This window comes from Paractinoplanes ferrugineus (genome assembly GCF_016862195.1).
In the GTDB taxonomy this organism is placed as follows: Bacteria; Actinomycetota; Actinomycetes; order Mycobacteriales; family Micromonosporaceae; genus Actinoplanes; species Actinoplanes ferrugineus.
In genome coordinates this window covers 20,796-40,783 of record NZ_BOMM01000039.1, presented here as the reverse complement: position 1 = coordinate 40,783, position 19,988 = coordinate 20,796, and the positions used below count along the sequence as shown (strand labels likewise).

General features: G+C 72.3%; 20 protein-coding genes. 7 read left to right on the top strand and 13 right to left on the bottom strand.

What is annotated here, in order from left to right; genetic code table 11:
- Position 1: 1 nt before the first annotated feature.
- Both Afe05nite_RS21475 and Afe05nite_RS21470 read right to left on the bottom strand, forming a co-directional pair.
- Positions 2-646: an SRPBCC family protein gene (locus tag Afe05nite_RS21475; RefSeq protein ID WP_203818951.1), complete on the bottom strand. Its 645-nt coding sequence runs from the start codon at positions 644-646 to the stop codon at positions 2-4.
- Entirely contained in the window at positions 643-1,215 is a 573-nt protein-coding gene (locus Afe05nite_RS21470) for an ArsR/SmtB family transcription factor (protein ID WP_239118050.1), read from the bottom strand. Before Afe05nite_RS21470 ends, Afe05nite_RS21475 begins: the two co-directional genes overlap by 4 nt.
- A gap of 83 nt (positions 1,216-1,298) precedes the next feature.
- Here Afe05nite_RS21470 and Afe05nite_RS21465 point away from each other — a divergent pair, with 83 nt between their 5' ends.
- Both Afe05nite_RS21465 and Afe05nite_RS21460 read left to right on the top strand, forming a co-directional pair.
- Complete coding sequence (locus tag Afe05nite_RS21465; protein WP_203818949.1) at positions 1,299-2,324, top strand: phosphotransferase; 1,026 nt, start codon at positions 1,299-1,301, stop codon at positions 2,322-2,324.
- 172 nt (positions 2,325-2,496) lie between these two features.
- Positions 2,497-3,666 (top strand): coiled-coil domain-containing protein, encoded by a 1,170-nt coding sequence (locus tag Afe05nite_RS21460; protein WP_239118049.1) that lies wholly within the window; start codon positions 2,497-2,499, stop codon positions 3,664-3,666.
- Positions 3,667-3,677: 11 nt separating this feature from the next.
- Here the strand turns inward: Afe05nite_RS21460 and Afe05nite_RS21455 are convergent, their stop codons facing one another.
- A complete protein-coding gene (locus Afe05nite_RS21455; protein WP_203818948.1) occupies positions 3,678-4,550 on the bottom strand; it encodes an oxidoreductase in 873 nt (290 codons plus the stop codon).
- A gap of 102 nt (positions 4,551-4,652) precedes the next feature.
- On the opposite strand from Afe05nite_RS21455, the gene Afe05nite_RS21450 reads away from it, so the two are divergent.
- Positions 4,653-5,486, top strand: coding sequence for a helix-turn-helix transcriptional regulator (locus Afe05nite_RS21450; protein ID WP_203818947.1), 834 nt, complete (start codon positions 4,653-4,655; stop codon positions 5,484-5,486).
- An 84-nt stretch (positions 5,487-5,570) separates the two neighbouring features.
- Here Afe05nite_RS21450 and Afe05nite_RS21445 read toward each other — a convergent pair whose 3' ends face one another.
- Positions 5,571-6,317, bottom strand: coding sequence for a TetR/AcrR family transcriptional regulator (locus Afe05nite_RS21445; protein ID WP_203818946.1), 747 nt, complete (start codon positions 6,315-6,317; stop codon positions 5,571-5,573).
- A 111-nt stretch (positions 6,318-6,428) separates the two neighbouring features.
- Here Afe05nite_RS21445 and Afe05nite_RS21440 point away from each other — a divergent pair, with 111 nt between their 5' ends.
- The 4 genes from Afe05nite_RS21440 to Afe05nite_RS21425 all read left to right on the top strand — a co-directional run bounded on the left by Afe05nite_RS21440 (position 6,429) and on the right by Afe05nite_RS21425 (position 9,878).
- Positions 6,429-7,163, top strand: coding sequence for an SDR family oxidoreductase (locus tag Afe05nite_RS21440; RefSeq protein ID WP_203818945.1), 735 nt, complete (start codon positions 6,429-6,431; stop codon positions 7,161-7,163).
- A 323-nt stretch (positions 7,164-7,486) separates the two neighbouring features.
- A complete protein-coding gene (locus tag Afe05nite_RS21435) occupies positions 7,487-7,693 on the top strand; it encodes a 4-oxalocrotonate tautomerase family protein (protein ID WP_203818944.1) in 207 nt (68 codons plus the stop codon).
- A 58-nt stretch (positions 7,694-7,751) separates the two neighbouring features.
- The gene (locus Afe05nite_RS21430; RefSeq protein WP_203818943.1) at positions 7,752-8,939 is read left to right on the top strand and encodes a M20 metallopeptidase family protein; all 1,188 of its coding nucleotides are present in this window, start codon (positions 7,752-7,754) and stop codon (positions 8,937-8,939) included.
- Between the two features lie 600 nt (positions 8,940-9,539).
- The gene (locus tag Afe05nite_RS21425) at positions 9,540-9,878 is read left to right on the top strand and encodes an RNA polymerase-binding protein RbpA (protein ID WP_203818942.1); all 339 of its coding nucleotides are present in this window, start codon (positions 9,540-9,542) and stop codon (positions 9,876-9,878) included.
- 65 nt (positions 9,879-9,943) lie between these two features.
- Here the strand turns inward: Afe05nite_RS21425 and Afe05nite_RS21420 are convergent, their stop codons facing one another.
- The 9 genes from Afe05nite_RS21420 to kdd all read right to left on the bottom strand — a co-directional run bounded on the left by Afe05nite_RS21420 (position 9,944) and on the right by kdd (position 19,850).
- Positions 9,944-10,465 (bottom strand): FxsA family protein, encoded by a 522-nt coding sequence (locus tag Afe05nite_RS21420; RefSeq protein ID WP_203818941.1) that lies wholly within the window; start codon positions 10,463-10,465, stop codon positions 9,944-9,946.
- A 55-nt stretch (positions 10,466-10,520) separates the two neighbouring features.
- A complete protein-coding gene (locus tag Afe05nite_RS21415; protein ID WP_203818940.1) occupies positions 10,521-11,309 on the bottom strand; it encodes a polyprenol monophosphomannose synthase in 789 nt (262 codons plus the stop codon).
- Complete coding sequence (lnt, locus tag Afe05nite_RS21410) at positions 11,306-12,901, bottom strand: apolipoprotein N-acyltransferase (protein WP_203819077.1); 1,596 nt, start codon at positions 12,899-12,901, stop codon at positions 11,306-11,308. Before lnt ends, Afe05nite_RS21415 begins: the two co-directional genes overlap by 4 nt.
- A gap of 440 nt (positions 12,902-13,341) precedes the next feature.
- Entirely contained in the window at positions 13,342-14,604 is a 1,263-nt protein-coding gene (locus Afe05nite_RS21405) for a glutamate mutase L (RefSeq protein ID WP_203818939.1), read from the bottom strand.
- A complete protein-coding gene (gene kal / locus Afe05nite_RS21400) occupies positions 14,601-14,966 on the bottom strand; it encodes a 3-aminobutyryl-CoA ammonia lyase (RefSeq protein ID WP_203818938.1) in 366 nt (121 codons plus the stop codon). The genes Afe05nite_RS21405 and kal overlap by 4 nt, the downstream gene beginning before the upstream one ends.
- Positions 14,963-15,697: a lysine 5,6-aminomutase subunit beta gene (kamE, locus tag Afe05nite_RS21395; protein WP_203818937.1), complete on the bottom strand. Its 735-nt coding sequence runs from the start codon at positions 15,695-15,697 to the stop codon at positions 14,963-14,965. The genes kal and kamE overlap by 4 nt, the downstream gene beginning before the upstream one ends.
- A complete protein-coding gene (gene kamD / locus Afe05nite_RS21390) occupies positions 15,694-17,250 on the bottom strand; it encodes a lysine 5,6-aminomutase subunit alpha (protein ID WP_203818936.1) in 1,557 nt (518 codons plus the stop codon). The genes kamE and kamD overlap by 4 nt, the downstream gene beginning before the upstream one ends.
- A 9-nt stretch (positions 17,251-17,259) precedes the next feature.
- On the bottom strand, positions 17,260-18,777 hold the full coding sequence (locus Afe05nite_RS21385) for an amidohydrolase (RefSeq protein WP_203818935.1): 1,518 nt from the start codon (positions 18,775-18,777) through the stop codon (positions 17,260-17,262).
- A gap of 5 nt (positions 18,778-18,782) precedes the next feature.
- Positions 18,783-19,850, bottom strand: coding sequence for an L-erythro-3,5-diaminohexanoate dehydrogenase (gene kdd / locus Afe05nite_RS21380; RefSeq protein ID WP_203818934.1), 1,068 nt, complete (start codon positions 19,848-19,850; stop codon positions 18,783-18,785).
- Positions 19,851-19,988 lie beyond the last annotated feature (138 nt).

Genomic DNA, 19,988 nt, shown 5'->3' with positions numbered 1-19,988 from the left:
CTCAACCCATCTCGACCGGAAACTCGGCATCACCCTCGAACAGCACATGACTGACCACCATCGCACCGTGGAAACCCCGCAGATACCGATACAGACCCCGCTCCGTACGCAAACCCAAAGTGTGCTCGTTCTCGAAGAACACCTCCGCCGCACCGAGCCGGCCCCGCAACGCCGCCCACGCCGCCGGCCAATCCGCCACCGGCGGCCCGAAAGCCGTCACCGGCACACCCACCCGGCCCGGGAAACGCGTCACATACTCCACCAGCGACGCGAAGAACATCGCATTCCCCAACCGCATCGCCTCGTACTCGCCGGCCCAATCCTCACCCGGCAGAAAACCGCTGTTCACCACCTTCAGCACAGTCGCCGCACCGGCCCGGCCCGCCACCAGGAACTCGTTCGCCACGAAACGACCGTCCGCCGCCGGCTCACTACCGAACGCGAACCGGCGCGGCGGCTCCGCCACCGTCACCGAACCAGCCGGGATCCAACCGTCCCCGAACTCGGTGAGCACCGTCCCGTCCTCGATCCGAGTACGCCCCACAAACCACGAAGTGATCCCCGGCCCGGTCGCGATCGCCTCCCACACCTGCTCCACCGAAGCATCGACCACCGCCTCATGACGCGACTCGAAATCCTTGCTCATCTGTCCTCCACCAACGAATCCAGAGCCGGGTGAACAGCCACCACCAACCGATGCTTACGCCCCGACTCGCTGTGATACCTCGAAACCAGACCGGCCACGCTCGCCGCCAACTCCGCCGCGAACGCCGCCCGATCCGCCGCCGACGCGAACCGGACCTCCCCGTCCAACGCGAACGTCGCCACCCGCTGCCTCGCCTGCGCCGCCCCGGTCAACAACGACCCGACATCACGCACCAGCCGCGCCGCCACCGCCAACAACCACCGCGCCGACAACCGATCGGGCGCCCGGCCCGGATCCGGCGCCACCGCCGCCAACGCCGCCGGCGAGATCACATAAGACGCCGCGGTCGCCCGCAACAACCGCTCCGTGACATTGCCCTTGCGACGCTCCTCCACCAGCTCGATCAGCCCGTGCTGCTCGAGCGTGCGCAGGTGGTAATTGACCTTCTGCCGAGGCAGACCCACCCGGCTCGCCAGCATGGTGGCCGAACCTGGCTCGACCAACTCGGCGAGCAATCGGGTGCGAATGGGATCCAGACTGACCTCGGCGGCGGCCGGGTCCTCGATCACGGCGACATCGTGCATGCCGACCAGGCTCGCACCGAAAACAAAAATTGTCCAGGGCAGAATCATCGTCGGCTAAACTCCCCCGCATGACGGGGCTCGACGACTTCCTGCGACCCGGCTGGACCGCCGACGAACTCACCTACAGCCACGCCAACGAAGTCACCGGCGGCGTCTGGCGCATCCACCGCGACAACGACACCGCCATCCTCAAAATCGCCGTCGCCCACCGCCAAGGCGCCGCCGCCCACCTACCCGCGAGCAACGACCCAGGCCACTTCAACTACTGGCGACGAGAACTCGAAGCGTACGAGGCGGAGCTGCCCACAACCGCATTCCCGCACGTCGCCGCCCCCCGCCTGCTCACCGTCGAACACCGCGACGACCACGCCGGCCTCTGGCTCCAAGACCTGCCCGGCACCCCCGGACCAGCCGCCACCCCCGCCGACCTCACCGACCTCGCCCACCGCCTCGGCGCCGCCCAAGCCACCTGGCTCGACAACCCACCCACCTACCCGTGGCTCGCCCGCGACTGGCTCCGCGACTACACCCTCGCCCAACCTGTCCCCGACGACCTCGACTGGAACCACCCCGCGGCCACCAGCACCTGGCCCACCCCACTACGCCAAGCCCTGCGCCGGCTCTGGGACAACCGCCACACCCTGCTCGCCCTCGCCGACCAGCTGCCCCGCACCCTGTGCCACCACGACGTCTGGCCGATGAACCTGATCGTCACCGACCACGGCCCCGCCCTGCTCGACTGGGCGTTCGTCGGCCCCGGCGCGATCGGTGAGGACGCCGCCAACCTCGCCCTCGACACGTTCCTGGACGGCCTGATCGACCTCGGCCACCTGGACCAGGTGCTGACCGGCGTGGCGACCGCCTACCAGAAGGGCATGTCGCCGGCCGTCGACCCGGCGCTGGTCCACCGGGCGATCAAGACGACCGGAGCCGCGAAGTACTTCTGGCTGGCGCCGAGGATGCTGGTCTACGCCGCCCAGCCGAAACCCCGCAAAGCCGCCTACGACACCCGCGACCTGACGGCCATGTTCGCCGGCCGCGCCCCGGTCCTGACCGCCATCACCACTTGGGCCGACGAGGTTCTCGTCGGCTGACTCACCCGAATCTGCAGGCCAGTCGGTCGTTGATTCCTTTTTGGTGTTGACCTTTGGGTGGACCCGTGTGTCGATGACGCAGCGCACCCCGCGTAAAGCGTCCTAGGATGATAAAGTCCCGCCGGTGTGGTGACGCGATCTCCCCGCCCGGCCCGCCTAGGGTGAGCGGGCCATGAGCGACAACGACGCCACCCTGGAGTCCCGCCCCTGCGCCCACTGTGGACGACCCGTCCCGCAGCGGGCCTCGGCCGGACGGCCCTTCCGGTACTGCCGGGACAACGACGGCGAGTGCCAGCGCGCCTCCCGTAACAACCGGATGCGGCACCGGTCCTCCCCCGGCCTCGCCGGGCAGGTCGCGCGCACCTGGGAGGTCGTCGACCGGCTCGACCAGCTCGTCGAGACCCTCACCGACGCCCTGCACTCCGAGCTCTCCCCCGCCGGCGTCGAGCGGCAACTGGCCGAACTACGCGCCGAGACGTCCGGTCAACTGGCCGCCGCACACACCGAACGCGACGACGCCCGCCGGGACGCCGAGCGCGCCGAAGCCACCGCGGCCACCGCCCAGCAACTCACCGCCGCCGCCGTGGCCGACCGTGACGAGGCCCGCGAGCAGGCCGAACAGGCCGAACTCCGGGCCGCCACCGCCGCCCAGCAGGCCGAACAGGCCGGCACCCAGCGCGACGAGGCCCACCGCGACGCCACCACCGCCGCGGCCCTGCGGGAACGCGCCGAGGCCGAACGCGACGCCGCCCGCGACGAACTGGCCACCCTCCGGGACCAGGCCCGCGAAGAGCTGACCAACACCAAGGCCGAACTTCATGACGTACGCCGCGAGCGCGACACCCTCGAACGCGACCTCGCCGCTTCGGTCCGCGAGACCCAGCAGGCCGCCACGCGGGCCGACGAGCTCGGTAAGTCCGCCGGCGACCTCGAGACGGCGCGGGCGAAACTGGCCGTGGAGCTCGACGCCGTACGCCAGGAAGCCGCCGCCGCACGCACCGCCGCCGAGACCGAGATCGCCGAGCTCCGCCGGAACCTGACCGCGACCGCCGCCGACCGTGACGCCGCCGTCCTGGCCCGCGCCGACCTCGAACGCACCGCCGCCCGCGCCGGCCAGGACGTCACCGACCTGGAACGCCGCCTCACCACCGCCCACGCCGAGACCGACGCCGCCCAGGCCCGCGCCGCGCAGCTGTCCACCCAGGTGAGCGACCTGGCCTCGGCCCTCGCCTCGCTCGGCGGCGCCCGTCCGCCGGCCGCACCGGCCCAGCCCACCCGCTCCCCCGCCGAACCCGCCCCGGCCCACCCCGCCCCGGCTCACCCCGCCCCGGCTGCCGGCTGACCGGCGCCCAGCTACGACCCGCTGCGCAGGGGCAGCGGGAACGTGGTGGCCGTCATGCTCTCGGAGAGGTTCCAGAGGTGGCGGGCGAGTTCGGGGTCGCGGGCGGCCTTCGACGGGGTGGTGACCTTGGGGCGGCCCCGGGACTGGGTCACGCCGCCCGGTGAGATGTAGCTGTTGCCGGGCAGGTCGGCGGTGGCGGCGTACACGGTGGTTCGCGCGCCGCCCTCCTCGGTCTGGGACAGCGGGCGCAGCAGGGCGTTCGTCCAGCGGGCCGCCCGGCTGCCGCCGTGGCTGAGCAGGTTGGTGGCGGCCAGCCCGGGGTTGGCGGCGGTGGCGAGGACGGCCGAGCCGGACGCGGTGAGGCGGCGCTGGAGTTCGGCGGTGAAGAGCAGGTTGGCCAGCTTGGACTGGGCGTACGCGGCGAACGGCCGGTAGGGGCGGTTCCGCCGGTGCGGATCGTCCAGGTCCAGGGTGCCGGCCTGGTGCCCACCGGCGGACACGGTGACGACCCGGCCGGTGATCTGCGGGAGCAGCAGGTTGGTGAGGGCGAAGTGACCCAGGTGGTTGATGCCGAAGTGCGGTTCGAAGCCGTCGACCGTCGGGTCCGGCGGTGACATCATCACCCCCGCGTTGTTGATCAGCAGGTCGACCGGTTCGGGCCAGGCCGCGGCGAACGCGCGGACCGAGGACAGGTCGGCCAGGTCGAGGCGGCGCACCTCGGCCCGGCCGGGCAGGTCGGCGGCGGCGGCGCGGCCCCGGTCCAGGTCGCGGACCGCGAGGACGACCCGGGCGTGCCGGGCGGCCAGGGTACGGGCGGTGGCGCGGCCGATGCCGCTGCCGGCTCCGGTGATCACGACGGTACAGCCGGCGAGAGATGGTGTCATAGGTCGAGGGTCGGCCGGTGCCGACCGGGTAGCCAGGGCCCGCCGCTTCGGTAGGAACGGCGTTACCAGGCAACCCGCCGGGAACGCGGCCATCATGGGGCCATGACGAACGATCTGGGTGGTCTTCTGCGGGCGTGGCGGGACCGGTGTTCCCCCGCCGACGTGGGCCTGTCCGGGCACGGCCGGCGCCGGGCGCAAGGGCTGCGCCGGGAGGAACTGGCCGGCCTGGCCGGGGTGAGCGTCGACTATCTGGTCCGCCTGGAGCAGGGCCGGTCGCGGCGGCCCAGCCGGCCGATCGTGACCGCGCTGGCCCGCGCGCTGCAACTCGACGAGGCGGAGAACGCCCTTCTGCATCAGGCCGCCGGGCTGCCGGTCCCGTCCGGCCGGACGGTGCCGGTGCACATTCCGCCCGGGGTCCAGCGGCTGCTCATCCGGATGACCGACTACCCGGTGGCGGTCTACGCGGCGGACTGGAGCCTGATCACCTGGAATCCGTTGTGGAGCGCCGTCTGCGGTGACCCGGCGGGCAGTCCGGCGGCCGACCGCAACGTCATCCGGGCGACCTTCGGCGCGCCCCCGGACTGGGCGAACACCCACGGGCCGGCCGAGGAGATCGACCGGGCGCTGGTCGCCGACCTGCGTCAGGCCGTCACCACCTACCCGCAGGACGAACAGCTGCGTGCCCTCGTCGCCGAGGTCTCCGCGGCCAGCCCCCGCTTCGAGAGCCTGTGGCGCTCGGGCGTCGCCGGCCGGCATCTCAGCTCCGCCAAGACGATCCACCACCGGTTGGTCGGTGATCTGGTGCTGGACTGTGACGTGCTCACCGTTACGGGCTCCGACCTGCGGATCACGGTCTACACCGCGGCGGCCGGCAGCACCACCGCGGAACGCCTGGAGTTCCTGCGGGTCGGCGCGGTCCACACCGTCACGCCGTGAGGCCCGGCGCCGCGTCCGGGGTGGCCCCGGCCCCGGCCTGAGCACTGCGGAGACGTCGCGGGGCGGGAGCCCGAAGCCGGCTGGTCAGCCCGCCGGGTCCGGTTCGTCGAGGCGGGCGAGCCAGCGGTCCAGCAGGGCGGCCTCGACCGGTTCCAGCCGGTCGGTGCCGGTCAGGGAGAGCTGCGAGCGCAGCCGGCGGGCGGCGGCGCGGACCGGGTCCGGGCCGCTGGAGGCGGCCGGGTGGGTCAGCACGGCGGCGAAGACGGCGTCGCGGGCCCGGTGCGACAGGGTGGGGTCGTCGAACAGCGCGGGCTGGGCGATCCGGCCGAGGGCGACGCCGATGTTGGCGGGCAGGATCAGCTGAGCGGCCAGGCGCGGTGTCGTCGTCAGGGCGCCGGTGGCGGCGCAGCGCAGCAGGGTGGCCTCGAGAAGTTGCAGGATGCGCTGGTAGGTGGTCGCCACCGACTGCGGCCGAGGCGTGAACATCAGCTGGTAGAGCGCCGGGTTGGCGGCGGCGAAGGCCATGTGGTCGGCCCAGCCGGCGTACAGGTCGGCGACCGGGTCGTCGGTGACCTCGAGTTCGGTCTTGCGCATCGCGTAGCGCTCGAGACCGGCGTCGGCGACGGCGTCGAGCAGGCCGCGCTTGTCCCCGAAGAGCCGGTAGAGCACCGGCTGGGTCACTCCCGCCTCGTCGGCGACCGCGCGGGTGGCGATGTCGCCGTCCGCGGCGGCGGCGAGCTGCCGCTCGGCGGCCGCGATCAGGGCCGCCCGGACGACGGTGTCGTTACCAGGGCCGGTGGAGCCGCGCTGACGGCGGGAGACATCGCTCACGAATCAATGCTACGGCACAGCGCTAGCGGTGATCGCGGATGCCTGCTACGTTCGTCATATCAGCGATACGCGGAACAGCTATCGTCACTATTGATCTTGAAGGTGAGAATCATGGCCGACCAACGAGTCGCCGTCGTCACCGGCGCTTCCCGGGGCATCGGGCGCGCCGCCGCCACCACCCTGGCGGCCGCCGGGCACGCCGTCGTCGTGGGCTACGCCGGCGACGACGCCGCGGCGAAGCAGGTCGTCGAACAGATCACCGCGGCCGGCGGGCAGGCCGTGGCCGGCCGCGCCGACATCGCCGACGAGCAGGCGGTCGCCAAGTTGTTCGACACCGCCGAGCAGTCCTTCGGTGGCGTCGACGTCGTCGTCAACTCCGCCGGCCGCATGTCGCTGTCCCCGATCGCCGACCTGGACCTCGCCGACCTCGACGCGCTGCACCGCACCAACATCCGCGGCACGTTCGTCGTGGCACGCGAGGCCGCCCGCCGGGTCCGCACCGGCGGCGCGATCGTGCTGTTCTCCACCTCGGTCGTCGGCCTGCAGTTCCCCGGCTACGGCGCCTACGCCGCCAGCAAGGGCGCCGTCGAGGCGATGACCCTCATCCTGGCCCGCGAGATGCGCGGACGCGACGTCACCGTCAACGCCGTCGCCCCCGGCCCGACCGCCACCGACCTGTTCCTCGACGGCAAGGACGAGGCGACCGTCGAGCGGCTGGCCAAGCAGCCCCCGCTGGAACGGCTCGGTACCCCGGCCGACCTCGCCGAGGTCGTCGCGTTCCTGGCCGGACCGGGCGGGCGCTGGGTCAACGGCCAGATCGTGCGCGCCAACGGGGGGATCATCTGATGGCCGTCGTCCTGGTCACCGGCGCGTCCAGCGGCTTCGGCCGGCTGACCGCGCACACCCTGGCCCGCGCCTGGCCGGCCTGATCCCACCGGACGCCGAGGCCCCGGCGGTCGCCGACGAGATCGTCCGCGTCATCGGCCGGCCCGCGAGCGAGCGGCCCTACCGCACCCACGTCGATCCCAGCCGGGACGGCAGCGAGGTGGTCGCCGCCGTCGCCGACCGCATCCGGGCCGAGTTCTACCACCGCATCGGCATCGAGGATCTGCTGGCCCCGAACGCCGCACTCTGAAACCGCGTCACCGCACCCGAGAGGAACACCCGTCATGCCGTTCGCCAACCTGAAAGTGCCCGCCGACACCCTGACCCCGGAGTCGAAGAAGAAGCTCATCGACGCCGTCACCGATGCCTACGCCGACGTGTACGGCGAACGCGCCCGCGCCACCACCCTCGTCCTGGTCGACGAGGTCGCCGAGGGCGGCTGGGGTCTGGGCGGCACCGTCCTGACCGCCGAGATGCTCGGCCGCAGCTGATCCACCGGCGGGCGTAAGTGTGATGCGGGGGATCGTCGATTGTGGGCAGTATGCACCGGTGACGACCATCGACGACGAACTGATCGAGCTGCGCCGGGAGATCCACCGTCATCCCGAACTGGCCGGGGCGGAGCGGCAGACCGCGGGTCTGGTCGCGGAGCAGTTGCGCGCCGCCGGGCTGCGGGTGACGACCGGTGTCGGCGGGCACGGCGTGCTGGCGGTGCTCGACGGTTCCGCGGACGGCCCGACGGTGGTGTACCGGGCGGACCTGGACGCCGTCGACGTACGCCACAACGCGCTGCCTTTCCCCCGGTCGGGCCGGGTCTTCGACGAGGGGTTCGCCTCGCGCGTCCCCGAGGTCGCCCACCTGTGCGGGCACGACCTGCACACCGCGATCGGGGTCGGCGTCGCCCGCACCCTGGCCCGGGACTCCACCCGGGTGCGGGGCCGGTTGGCGTTCGTCTTCCAGCCGGCCGAGGAGCCCCTGCAGGGTGCCCGCGCGATGCTGGCGACCGGGCTGGTGCAGAAGCTCGCTCCGCGCGAGAGCTATGCGCTGCACTGTGCCCCGTTCCCGGCCGGGACGCTCACGGTGTCCCCGGGGTACGGGCTGCCGGGGGTCGACAACCTGCGGATCGTGCTGCCGGGCGGGGACGACGCGGCGCTCGCCGCCGTCGCGGCCGAGGTGGCGAAGATCAACACGGTCGAGCCCCCACGGAGCGTCGACGACTATCACGCCCGCTTCCACGCGGTGCTGGACCCGCGGATCGCCGCCTCGATCCAGGAGTCGGTGAGCGTCGTCCAGTGGAGCGAGCACACGCCGGAGGCGCCGCCCGCCGCCGGCCTCATGCTGAAGGTGTGGCCGCAGGAGCTCTTCCCGGAGCTGCGCCTGCGTATCGAACGGCTCGCGGCGCAGGCGGGCGGCCACGTCGAGTATCCCTACGGCGATCCGTTCCCCGCCATGGTCAACTCGGTCGATCTCAGCGCGGCCGCCGGGGACTACCTGAGCACGGCGCTGGGACCGGAGTCCGTCCTGTGGGGCCGGGCGTCCTGGCCGCACAACTGCGAGGATTTCGCCCTGTTCCTCGACGAGGCGCCGGGCGCGATGTTCTATCTCGGTGTGGCGGATGCCGGGACGGGGATGAACGGCGCACCGCACACCCTCGACTTCGCCGCCGACGAGCGTGCGATCGGTCTCGGGGTGCGCGCCATGGCCGGCCTGCTGACCCACCGGCTGGCGGCGGGGTGATTGCGGACCGCAGGATGCGGCGCCGGATCCGCGGCACCGGCGGAGTGCGAATTGTCACTACCGCCGACCGCGCCGCGGACTGCCGGGCGGTGGCCTCGGCGCCAGGGGTCGAGGACGCGCGGGGACCGGTGGAGGCCCGGCGCCGGCCACCGGTCGTGCCGACGGATGATCTTGGAGCCGGGCCGTGGCGGGTTTGCGCAGGTGCCACGGGGCGGCCGGGGCGGCGGCGCGAACCCGCCGGCCGGCTGGCCGGCGAGGCGGGCGGCGGTAGGTGAAGGCGCGCTGAACTATGCTCAGTTCTGGCGACCTGCGGACGAATAATTCCAGGCGTACGGCGGAATGTGGCTGGGTTTTATTGGGTAATCGGTTGAGTGACCGACGTCGCAGTACCCGCAGAACAGGCATAACCCCGTAAAGTGGACCAAGGTCCACTTCGGCGGGGTACGGCGGTGACCGGTAAGGGCCGTTGCCGGTTACGCTCGTAGCGTTAACACCGCCGTCACAACGGTGGGCCGGAGACTTTGGCGACCGTGGAATCTCACGGCCGTCCCTTTCGTTACACCGACGAGAGCAGCACCACGAGCGAGGGGAAAGCCGATCATGGGCGAACGCATGCTGCGCGGAAGCCGTCTTGGCGCAGTCAGCTACGAGTCCGACCGCAACACCGAGCTGGCTCCCCGGCAGACCCGCGAATACCTCTGCGTCAAGGGTCACCAGTTCGAGGTGCCGTTCGCCGTCGACGCCGAGGTGCCCGCCACCTGGGAGTGCAAGTTCGACGGCAGCGTCGCCCGCCTGGTGGACGGTAACGAGCCGGAGCAGAAGAAGGCGAAGCCGCCGCGTACGCACTGGGACATGCTCCTGGAGCGGCGGTCGATCTCGGAGCTCGAGGACATCCTCAACGAGCGCCTGCAGGAAGTCCGGACCCGCCGGGGCCGCTGAGACCCACCGCACGAACGACGAAGGCCGACCCGATTCGGGTCGGCCTTCGTGCTGTCCAGGGGTGTTCAGCGCAGGACTTCGCCCTCGATCACTTCACCCTCGATGGCGGCCACCGGCGCGGTGCGCACCGGGGTCTCGTCGTGCTCGGCGACCACGACCGGCTCACCGCGGCGCACCCGGACCCGGCGCGGGCCGAACAGGTCGCCGGCCACGGCGGCGCCGACCCGGCGCTCGGTGTAACGCTCGATCGCCCGCTTGGTGAACGGGCGGCCGATCAGCAGGACCAGGCCGATGACGGCGGTGATGAAGCCGGGCACGGCGAGCAGCAGGGCCGCGCCCAGTCCGGCCAGCGAGTTGGCCACCTGCGCGCCCGGCGGGCGGCCCTCGGCGGCGGCGGCCTGGAAACCCCGCCAGCCCTTGATGCCCTCGCGGCGCAGCAGGCTCATCCCGACGAGCATGGTGACGGCCATCACCAGCACGGCCCAGCCGAAACCGATGGCGTGGGCCACGCTCAGGAAGACGACCACCTCGGCCACCGACAACACGGCGAGCCCCACCGGCAGCAGGGCCAATCCTCGACGCTGCATGCGGACCTCCCGGGTGTCATGCGAACGGATTCCAGCATGACACGCCGATGCTCGGTCACGGCCAGGTGGAACCCTGGCGCGGACGCCGGCCGAAGCGGCTCAGCAGGGCCTCGCGGCGCGCGGTCAGACCCCACACGGTGACCCTGAGCAGCTGTTCCTTGAAAATGTTGCCGCTCATCTTGCTGACGCCGTGTTCGCGCTCGGTGAACGTGATCGGCACCTCGGCCATCCGGAAGCCGTTCTTGTACGTCCGCCAGGCCAGCTCGACCTGGAACGAGTAACCGGTGGAGGCGACCGTGTCGACGTTGATCGCGTCGAGGACCGGCATCCGGTAGGCACGGTAGCCGCCGGTGGCGTCCCGGAACGGCATGCCGAGCGCCATGCGGATGTAGATGTTGCCGCCGCGGGAGAGCAGCAGCCGGTGCATCGGCCAGTTGTGCACGCTGCCGCCGGGGATGTAGCGGGTGCCGAGCACGGCGTCGGTGTCGCGCAGCGCGTCGAGCAGCTTCGGCAGTTCCTCGGGGGCGTGCGAACCGTCCGCGTCCATCTCGACGACCGCGTCGTAGCCCTTGTTCTTGGCCCACGCGAAACCGGCCTTGTAGGCGGCGCCGAGGCCTTCCTTGCCGGCCCGGTGCAGCACGAAGATGTGGTCGTCGGCGGTGGACAGCTCGTCGGCGATGGTGCCGGTGCCGTCGGGTGAATTGTCGTCGGCGATCAGGATGTCGACGTCCGGCGTCGCGCTGCGGACGCGGCCGGTGATCTTGCGGATGTTGTCCGCCTCGTTGTACGTCGGGATGACCACGAGGACCCGTCCAACTCCCGGGTAGCCTTCCGCCTCGCTCACCGTTCCTCCGCCTTCGCTTCCCCGAGGTGTACACCGGCCCGCCGGTTGCGCCGCAGAACGAACGCCCAGGCCAGGGCGGCAGCCGTCAGGGCCACGGCCGCCATCTCGGGCCGAACACCCAAGCGAGTGGCCAGCGTACGCGATCCGTCGAGCCGCATTGCGCGCACCATCACCGATGCCTCGTTGAAGCCGCTCTCCTCGTGCACGTCCCCCGCCGTCCCGACAAATCCCGACACGCCGACGGTGGACGCCATCAGGGCTTCCCGGCCGTGTTCGACGGCCCGCAGGCGCACCATGGCCAGCTGCTGGCGGGCCTCGGCGGCGTTGAAGGTGGCGTTGTTGGTCTGCACGGCCAGGATCTGCGCCCCGCCGGTGACGGTGTCCCGGACGATGCCGTCGTAGGCCACCTCGAAGCAGATCACGTCCCCGAGGGTCAGCGCCGACGTTCTGATCACCCCCGGATGGTCGCCCGCGAGCATGTTCCGGACCAGGTCGACCTTGTCGGAGACGAGACGGGCGATCGAACGCAGCGGCATGTACTCGGCGAACGGCACCGGATGCTGCTTGACGTACGTCTGGGCGAGGTCGGGGCCGGTGCCCGGGTTCCACAGGATGCCGGCGTTCTTGATGTCGGCCGGGTTGTCGGTGCGCAGCACCGCCCCGACCAGGATGGGGGCCCCGATCGCGGCGGCCGCCGCGGCGATCTCCTGGGCGGCGTCCTGGTTCTGCAGCGGGTCGATGTCGCTCGAGTTCTCCGGCCAGATCACCAGGTCGGGCTGCTTCTGGCGGCCGGCCTCGACCTCGCCGGCGAGACCCAGGGTGGCCTTGACGTGATTGTCGAGCACGGCCCGCCGCTGGGCGTTGAAGTCGAGGCCGAGGCGGGGCACGTTGCCCTGGACGATCGCGACGACCTTGGTGGGACCGGCCGGCGCCGGCAGCGGCAGCGCGGCCGGCGCCACCGTCAGGGCGGCGAGGGCCACCAGATGGCCGAGGGCGCCGCGGGACGGCCGCTGCCACACCAGGGCCGCCAGGCACCCGCCGGCGGCGGCCACGGCGAACGTGACGAGCGGGGCCCCGCCGTAGGCGGCGAACCGCAGCGCGGGGGCATCGCCCTGGCTGAACGCGAGCCGCCCCCACGGGAAACCACCGAACGGGGCCCGGTCCCGGGCCGCCTCCTGGGCCACCCACAGCAGCCCGAGCAGCACCGGCCACAGGAACCGGCGCCGGTCCAGCAGCGGCGACAGCCAGGCGGTGGCCAGGCCGGTCAGCCCCAGATAGGTGGCCTCGGCGGTGGCGAGCAGCGCCCACGGCAGCCACCCGGCGGCGAAACTGGTCCAGTTGAGCAGCGGGAAGAACAGCACGACCCCGGCGACGAAGCCGACCCCGAAACCGGCCCGCAGCCGGCGGCGGTGGGTGGCGACGGCGACCAGCGCCACCCCGGCCGGGGACAGCCACCACAGGTCGTAGGGCGGCAACGCCAGCAGCAGCGCCAGCCCGCCGAGCACAGCGAGGGGCACGGCCAGGCGCAGCCTGAGCGGGCCGGGCGCGGCCGCGGCGCTGACCTGCGGCGCGGCCGGTGGCCGGAGCGTCATTTCCACCCGCGGAAGGCTACCGGGCGAACGGTGCGCGAGAGAAGGCGCGGCCGTGATCCGGCCGCGCCTTCGGGTGCTCTCCGTGCTCCCGGGCACGGCCGGTGGGTCGCAGGACGGTCCCGTACGCCTTCGGACCGACCCGCCGAGGACTGGCTGCCCCCGCCGAACCGTTGTCTACTGGCGCCGGCACGACCCTCCGCCCACCGAACGGTGCGATCGGTCCGCATCCGCCCCGCCGACCCCCACCGACTGGACCTGGCTGAACGCGCGACCCCTGCGAGGACTGCGGCCAGTTGGCGGAGGGAACGAGAGGACATCGATCGCTTGCCGTGCTCAGGACCTGAAGACGGTACGTCCAGCCCCCGCCCGCCTGTCAACCACCGCCCCCGCACTCTGGCGTGTCGCGTTCCTCGGCGTGTCATGTGACGTACCCGATCGAGTTACAGCGAGTTCACCAGGCGCGCCGCGGCGTCACGATGATCGATCGACAACAACCCGGCCGCGGCCAGCACGTAACGCTCGTCGACCACCGTGCGGGCCCGCACCGGGGCGGCCCAGCCACCGGCGGTGTCGCCGAGCACTGCGTCGAGGACCTGACGCCCACCACCGTGGCGCAGCACCCCGCCGGAGCCGACCACGAGGCGGACATCGCGCAGATCCCGGCCGCCGGTGCGGGGTTGCCCCGGCCCCGGCGAGTGCCCCCGGGCGTGCCGCCGCAACGCGACCGTCGCGGCCGCCGCGGCAAGGGCCCGGTCCCGCCGCGCCGACGGCCCGCCGCCGGGGTCCGCGAACGCCAGCTTCTCGGCCGCGGCGGCGGCCACCGTGCCGGCCGCGCCGGCCGCGACGCCCAGGTCACCCTCCACCGTCCGGGACCGCCACAGGGTGCCGGCGACGTCCCGGCGCGGCCCGTTCTCGGCCTCGGCGTCGGGCAGCAGCGCCGAGTAGACGTCGGTCGTGGCCCCGCCGACGTCGACGACCAGGACCCCGGCGCCGGTCAGGTCGGCGAGCAGCTCCACCCCGGCGAGCACGGCGTCGGGGGTGGCCGCCCGCACCAGCGACGCGAACCGGCGTCCCCGGGACAGCCTCTTGCCCCCGATGACGTGCGAGAGGAACACCGCCCGGATGGCCGCGCGGGCCGGCCCCGGATCGAGGACGCCGATCCTCGGGAGCACGTTCGCGGTCACCGTCACCGGCACCGACCGGGCGGACAGCACGGCCGCCGCGCCGGGGGCGGCGTCGCCGTTGCCGGCGACCACGACCGGCACCCGCAGCCGGGCCGTGGCCAGCCGGTTCGCGTTGTGCAGCAGCACCGCCGCATCCCCGCCGTCGGTGCCGCCCACCAGCAGGATCACATCCGGGCGCGACGACCGCAGGGCGGCCACGGCCGGACCGTCGAGCGGACCGGCGGCGACGTGCACCACCTGGGCGCCGGCCGACAGCCCGACCCGGTGCCCGGCCTCCGCGGTGACCAGCGACTCGTACCCGACGACGGCGAGCCGCAGCCCCCCGCCGGCACTGCTGCAGACGTACACCGGCGAAGACGGACCACCGACCAGCGCGACCGCCTCGTCGAGGCCGTGCAGCACATCGCTCGCGGAGGTCGTCGGAACCTCGGCCCGCGCGGTCAACTCACCCGAGGCGAGATCGACGCGGGCGGCCTTGGTGTACGTGGACCCGACGTCGACACAGACCGCGGCCGTCATCCCTTCGGCGGGACGACGACCGTGCCGGTGGCGGTGACCGCGATGATCGGTTCGTCGAGCACCGCCGCCGCCGAACCACCGGTGCCCCGGCAGACGACCTTGGACTCGAACGCGATCTTGCGGGACCGGGTGCCCGTGCGCACCACCGTGCCGGTGATCTCCAGGACGTCCCCGGCCTGCACCGGCGCCTTGAACTGCACGTCGTCGTAGGAGGCGAACAACCCCTCGTCGCCGTCGAGGCGGATGCAGACCTCGGTGGCGACATCGCCGAACAGACCCAGCGAATAGGCGCCGTCGACCAGGTTGCCCGCGTAGTGGGCATGCGAGTAGGGCACGTAACGACGGTGCGTGACGGTGATCAATTCTGGCTCCCGAGCAGGGCGTGGACGAGGTAGGAGGCGACTTCGCCGGGGGTGGTGCCGCGACCGAAGATCCGGTCGACGCCGAGCTCACCGGCCATCAGCTCGTCGAACCGCGGCCCGCCGACGATCAGCAGCGGCCGCTTGCCGGCCGGCAGCGCCTCCCGGAACGCGGCCGACATGGCCCGGGTGTTCTGCAGGTGCGCGTCGCGCTGCGTGACGACCTGCGAAACCAGCACGGCGTCGGCCTTCTGCGCCCGCGCGGTCTCGACCAGATCCGGTACGGACACCTGGGCGCCCATGTTCGTCACCGCCAGCTCCCGGTAATATTCCAGGCCCTTCTCCCCGGCGATGCCCTTGACGTTGAGGATGGCGTCGATCCCCACCGTGTGCGCGTCGGTGCCGATGCACGCGCCGACCACGTTGAGCCGCCGCCGCAGCCGGCGCTTGATCACCGCGTTCACCTCCTTGGCGCTCAGCAGCGGGAAGTCCCGCTCGACGACCTGCACCTGGTCGGTGTCGACGAGATGAGCGACCCGGCCGTAGACGACGAAGAAGGTGAACCCGTCCCCCATCGGCTTGGCGTGCACCAGCATCGCCGGCTCCATGCCCATCTTCGCGGCCAGCTGCAGCGCGGCCCCCTCGGCCCGCTTGTCGTGCACGACCGGCAGGGTGAACGACAGCTGCACCATGCCGTCACCGGTGGTGTCCCCGTAGGGCCGGACGATGCTCATGCCTCCAACGCCTCCGTCACCGGGTTGTAGTAGTCGTCCTCGTGCCGGGCCACCCCGTCGAGGCCCTTGCCGCGGTCGGCGGGACGCTTCATGATGCCGAACGTGCCGTCGGCGATCGCGTCGAGCAGGGTGTCGTCGACGATCCGGGCCAGCAGACCGACCGCCTCGCCCAGCACCTCATGGGCCCGGCTCTGGATGAAACCGCCGGGCGCCGGGACGAAATCCTCGTGCAGGTTGCCGGCACCGTTGAGGACGTAACGCACGTTCTGCAGGGCGATGTCCCGGTCGGACAGCCACGGGGTCACCACCGCCTCGGTCATCATGCCGACCAGGAGGATGCCCTGGCCGGTGAGGGCGCCGACGAGGTTGAAGAAACCGTCGAGCAGGTTGCCGCGGAACACGTCACCGGTCATGTGCTTGGTGGGCGGCATCCACTTCAGCGGCGCGTCCGGGAACAACTCCCGGGCCAGCAACGCGTGGGCGAGCTCCATCCGGAACGAGTCCGGCAGATCCGGGTTGATCTCGAACGCGTGCCCCAGACCCAGCTGCCAGTCCGCCAGCCCGGCCTCGTGCGCGAAGAACTCGTTGAGCAACTGCGACACCGTCACCGTGTGCGCCGCCTCGACCGCGTCCGCCGTGGTCAGGTAGTTGTCCTCACCGGTGTTGATGATGATGCCGGCACGGGCGTGCACCTGCCGGGAGAACCGCTGGTCGACGAACGTGCGGATCGGGTTGATGTCGCGGAACAGGATGCCGTACATCGAGTCGTTGAGCATCATGTCCAGGCGTTCCATCCCGGCCAGCGCGGCGATCTCCGGCATGCACAACCCCGACGCGTAGTTCGTCAGCCGCACATAACGGCCGAGCTCCTTCGACGTCTCGTCGAGCGCCGCCCGCATCAACCGGAAATTCTCCTGCGTGGCATAGGTGCCGGCGAAACCCTCCCGGGTCGCCCCCTCCGGCACGTAGTCGAGCAGCGACTGCCCGGTCGACCGGATCACCGCGATCACGTCGGCCCCGGCCCGCGCGGCCGCCTGCGCCTGCGGGATGTCCTCGAAGATGTCCCCGGTCGCGACGATCAGGTAGATCCACGGACGCTGCCGCGGATCCCCGTACCGCTTGATCAGCCGATCCCGCTCGGCCCGCCGCCGGTCGACGAGCTTGAGACCGGCGCCGGTCGCCCGCCGCGCGGCCCGCCGGGCCGCCGCCAGATCCGCCTTGCGCTCCGGTACGGCGAAACGCACCGCCCCCGCCGCCGCCTTCTGCGCCAGGACCGTCACGTCGTCGACCCCGGTCGACCGCATGGCGTCGAAGACCGGCAACGCCACCCCGTGCCCCAGCCCGACGTCCGCGCGCACCGTGTCGACCAGCCGGTTCACCCAGGGGATGCCGTCCGAGTCGGCACCTTGCACACCGGCCAGGCGCAACACGGCCCGCTCCACCGAAACCGTGGTGTGTGACCGGGCCAGGTCGACGACCGGCTGACCGGCCCGCGCCGCCAGGGCCCGCGCCTTCGCCACGACCCCCGGATCAAGATCCAACTTCCCGGTCACCCTGAATTCCTAACTCTCGAAGATCGTCTCGCCGGCCAGCACCGTGCGCCGGCACACCGGGCGCGGCGGCACCACACCCTCGACGTCGGGCAGCAGCACCGGCAGCCCGCCCTGCACCCCACCCGGCGTCTCCCACACCGCGAACGTCGCCTCCGCCCCCGGCGCCAGCACCCCCACACCCTCGGCGCGGGCCGCCCGCCACCCACCCCGGGTCGACGCCGCGAACGCCGACCGCACCGAGATCCGGTGCACCGGGTTACGCGGGGCCGCCGCCGCCACCACGACCGCCCACGGATCCAGCGCCGTCACCGGCGAATCCGACCCGAACGCGAGCGGCACCCCGATCGCGTGCATCGCCCCGATCGGATTGCTCGCCAGCGCCCGCTGCACCCCGAGGCGCTGCGCGTACATCCGGCCCGTCCCACCCCACAGGGCGTCGAAGACCGGCTGCACCGACGCGGTCACGCCGAACTCCACCATCCGCGCGATCATCGGCTTGTCGATCAGCTCGACATGCTCGATCCGATGCCCGGCCGCCCGCAGATCATCGACCCCGACCGTCTTCGCCGCGATCGCGAACCCGTCGAGCACCGCCTCGATCGCGGCGTCCCCGATCGCGTGGAAACCGCCCTGCACCCCCACCCGCATGCAGTCCAGCAGATGCTCGGCGGCCTGGTCGGCGGTCACGAACGCCTCCCCGACACCCCGGTCACCGTCGTGATAGGGATGCCGCAGCGACGCCGTCCGCGAGCCGAGCGCCCCATCCGCGTACAGGTCACCGGCCGCGCCCACCGCGCCCAGATCCCGGGCCCGCTCCGCGCCGCCCAGCTCACCCCAGTAACCGAACACCCGCGGCAGCCCCTGCCCGGACAGGGCCAGCGCCGAGCGGAAATCCTCCTCGCTCGACGTCCCCGGACCCGCGCACTCGTGCACCGCGGCGATCCCCATCGACGCCGCCCTGGACAACGCGGTCCGCTGCGCCGCCGTCCGCTGCCGCGCGGTCAACGCACCGAGCGCCACCGCCCGGACCACATGGTGATCGTGCTCCTTCACCCAGCCCGAACCGGCGCCGCCCAGCAGCGACGTCGACACCAGCGCCGAGTGCACGCTCGCCTGCGACAGATAGGTCCGCCGGCCACCCGACGCCACCTCCAGCTGCGCCGCCGTCGGCGGGGTCTGGTCGGCCCAGGTCGACTCGTCCCAGCCGTGCCCGTGCACCACCCCGTCGGCCGGCCGGGTCGCGGCGAACTCCGCCACCCGCGCCAGCAACTCCGCGGGCGAACGGACCGCCGACAGATCCAGGCCGTCGAAGGCCAGACCGGTGTCGGTCGCGTGCAGATGGGCGTCCACGAACGCCGGCGTCACCAGCGCCCCGTCCAGGTCGACGCGCCGGTCGGCGGCCGGGGCGTCAGCGGAGTCGCCCAGCCAGGCGATGCGGCCGTCCCGAACCAGCATGGCGGTGGCCCGCGGGTCGGCGGCGGAATAGAAGCGGCCGGAGGTGTACAGAACCGAGGGGTGGTCAGTCATGCCGTTCAGTGTCCCGCTGTCCGCGCCTCGAACAGCCGCCGGACCGCCGGGACACGACGCAGCAGATCCACCGCGAAGTCGGCGTGACCGGGCACGAAACCGTTGCCGATGAGCATCGTCACATCCGCCGCCAGACCCTCGGCGCCGAGCGCCGCCGCCGGGAAACTCGTCGCCATCGAGAAGAAGACGACCGTCCCGCCGGTCGCCGTCGCCAGGATCGCGCCGTGCTCACACCCCGGCGCGTCCACACACACGACCGTCACCGTGGCCGGCCCGCCGAGCGCCTCGCCGACCCTCGCCCGCACCGCGACCGCGTCCCGGGCGTCGGCGACCGCGATCGCGTCGGCCAGACCGAGATCACGCACCGTGGCGGCCTCCGCCTCGTCCCGCACCACGGCCAGCGTCCGGGCACCGGCCAGCCGCGCCGCGGTCAGCGACAACGACCCGCTCTTACCGGCCCCGCCGAGCACCGTGACCGTCACCGGCTCCCCCGCCCCGCCACCGGACTCGCGGGCGGCGCCGTCGACGTAGTCGCGGACCACCCGGTCGGTGAGCGCGGGTGCCCCACAGACGTCGTAGACGGCCAGGGCCAGCTCGGGCTGCAGATCGTCCGGCAGGACACCGACGACGGAACGACCGAACAGCACCGCCGTACCGTCCGCCGGTATCTGTTCCGACCTGCCGTCCCACCCCGCCAGCCCATCGGTGACCCGCAGCGGCGTCAGGGTCAGCGACACCAGCGTCGCCACCCGGTCCCCCACCTTCAGACCCAGCGGCGACTCCGGACCGACCTCCTCGACGATCCCGATGAGCATGCCGCCCGACCCGGTGACCGGATTGTGCATCTTGCCGCGCGTCTCGATGATCTCCAGGACCTCGGCGCGGACCCGCGCCCCGTCCCCCGCGTGCTTCTCGGCCAGCTGCCGGAAACTCGCCGCGTCGAGGTTGAGCCGCTGCACCCGGATGCGCACCTCGTCAGCCGAGATCTCCGGACTCGCGTCGAGCCGCCACGCCGCCTGCGGCAGCACCCCGGCCGGCTCGAGCACCCTCCGAAGACCAACAGAAGCTGACATGAAACCCACCCTTCACAAGAAATCAACATGCTCGAAGCGAGGACTAACCGTAAATCCTACGGACACGAGGTTTCTAGACGAAAAATAATCCAGTACGTTAGAGCCCAGCTCGAGTTGTGACAACGGCGTCCAGGAGGC

Excerpts from the sequence above, each read along its gene's own strand:
- Afe05nite_RS21475 (WP_203818951.1), bottom strand. The coding sequence starts at position 646 with ATGAGCAAGGATTTCGAGTCGCGTCATGAGGCGGTGGTCGATGCTTCG.
- Afe05nite_RS21465 (WP_203818949.1), top strand. The coding sequence starts at position 1,299 with ATGACGGGGCTCGACGACTTCCTGCGACCCGGCTGGACCGCCGACGAA.
- Afe05nite_RS21460 (WP_239118049.1), top strand. The coding sequence starts at position 2,497 with ATGAGCGACAACGACGCCACCCTGGAGTCCCGCCCCTGCGCCCACTGT.
- Afe05nite_RS21455 (WP_203818948.1), bottom strand. The coding sequence starts at position 4,550 with ATGACACCATCTCTCGCCGGCTGTACCGTCGTGATCACCGGAGCCGGC.
- Afe05nite_RS21450 (WP_203818947.1), top strand. The coding sequence starts at position 4,653 with ATGACGAACGATCTGGGTGGTCTTCTGCGGGCGTGGCGGGACCGGTGT.
- Afe05nite_RS21440 (WP_203818945.1), top strand. The coding sequence starts at position 6,429 with ATGGCCGACCAACGAGTCGCCGTCGTCACCGGCGCTTCCCGGGGCATC.
- Afe05nite_RS21435 (WP_203818944.1), top strand. The coding sequence starts at position 7,487 with ATGCCGTTCGCCAACCTGAAAGTGCCCGCCGACACCCTGACCCCGGAG.
- Afe05nite_RS21425 (WP_203818942.1), top strand. The coding sequence starts at position 9,540 with ATGGGCGAACGCATGCTGCGCGGAAGCCGTCTTGGCGCAGTCAGCTAC.
- Afe05nite_RS21420 (WP_203818941.1), bottom strand. The coding sequence starts at position 10,465 with ATGCAGCGTCGAGGATTGGCCCTGCTGCCGGTGGGGCTCGCCGTGTTG.
- lnt (WP_203819077.1), bottom strand. The coding sequence starts at position 12,901 with ATGACGCTCCGGCCACCGGCCGCGCCGCAGGTCAGCGCCGCGGCCGCG.
- Afe05nite_RS21405 (WP_203818939.1), bottom strand. The coding sequence starts at position 14,604 with ATGACGGCCGCGGTCTGTGTCGACGTCGGGTCCACGTACACCAAGGCC.
- kamE (WP_203818937.1), bottom strand. The coding sequence starts at position 15,697 with ATGAGCATCGTCCGGCCCTACGGGGACACCACCGGTGACGGCATGGTG.
- Afe05nite_RS21385 (WP_203818935.1), bottom strand. The coding sequence starts at position 18,777 with ATGACTGACCACCCCTCGGTTCTGTACACCTCCGGCCGCTTCTATTCC.
- kdd (WP_203818934.1), bottom strand. The coding sequence starts at position 19,850 with ATGTCAGCTTCTGTTGGTCTTCGGAGGGTGCTCGAGCCGGCCGGGGTG.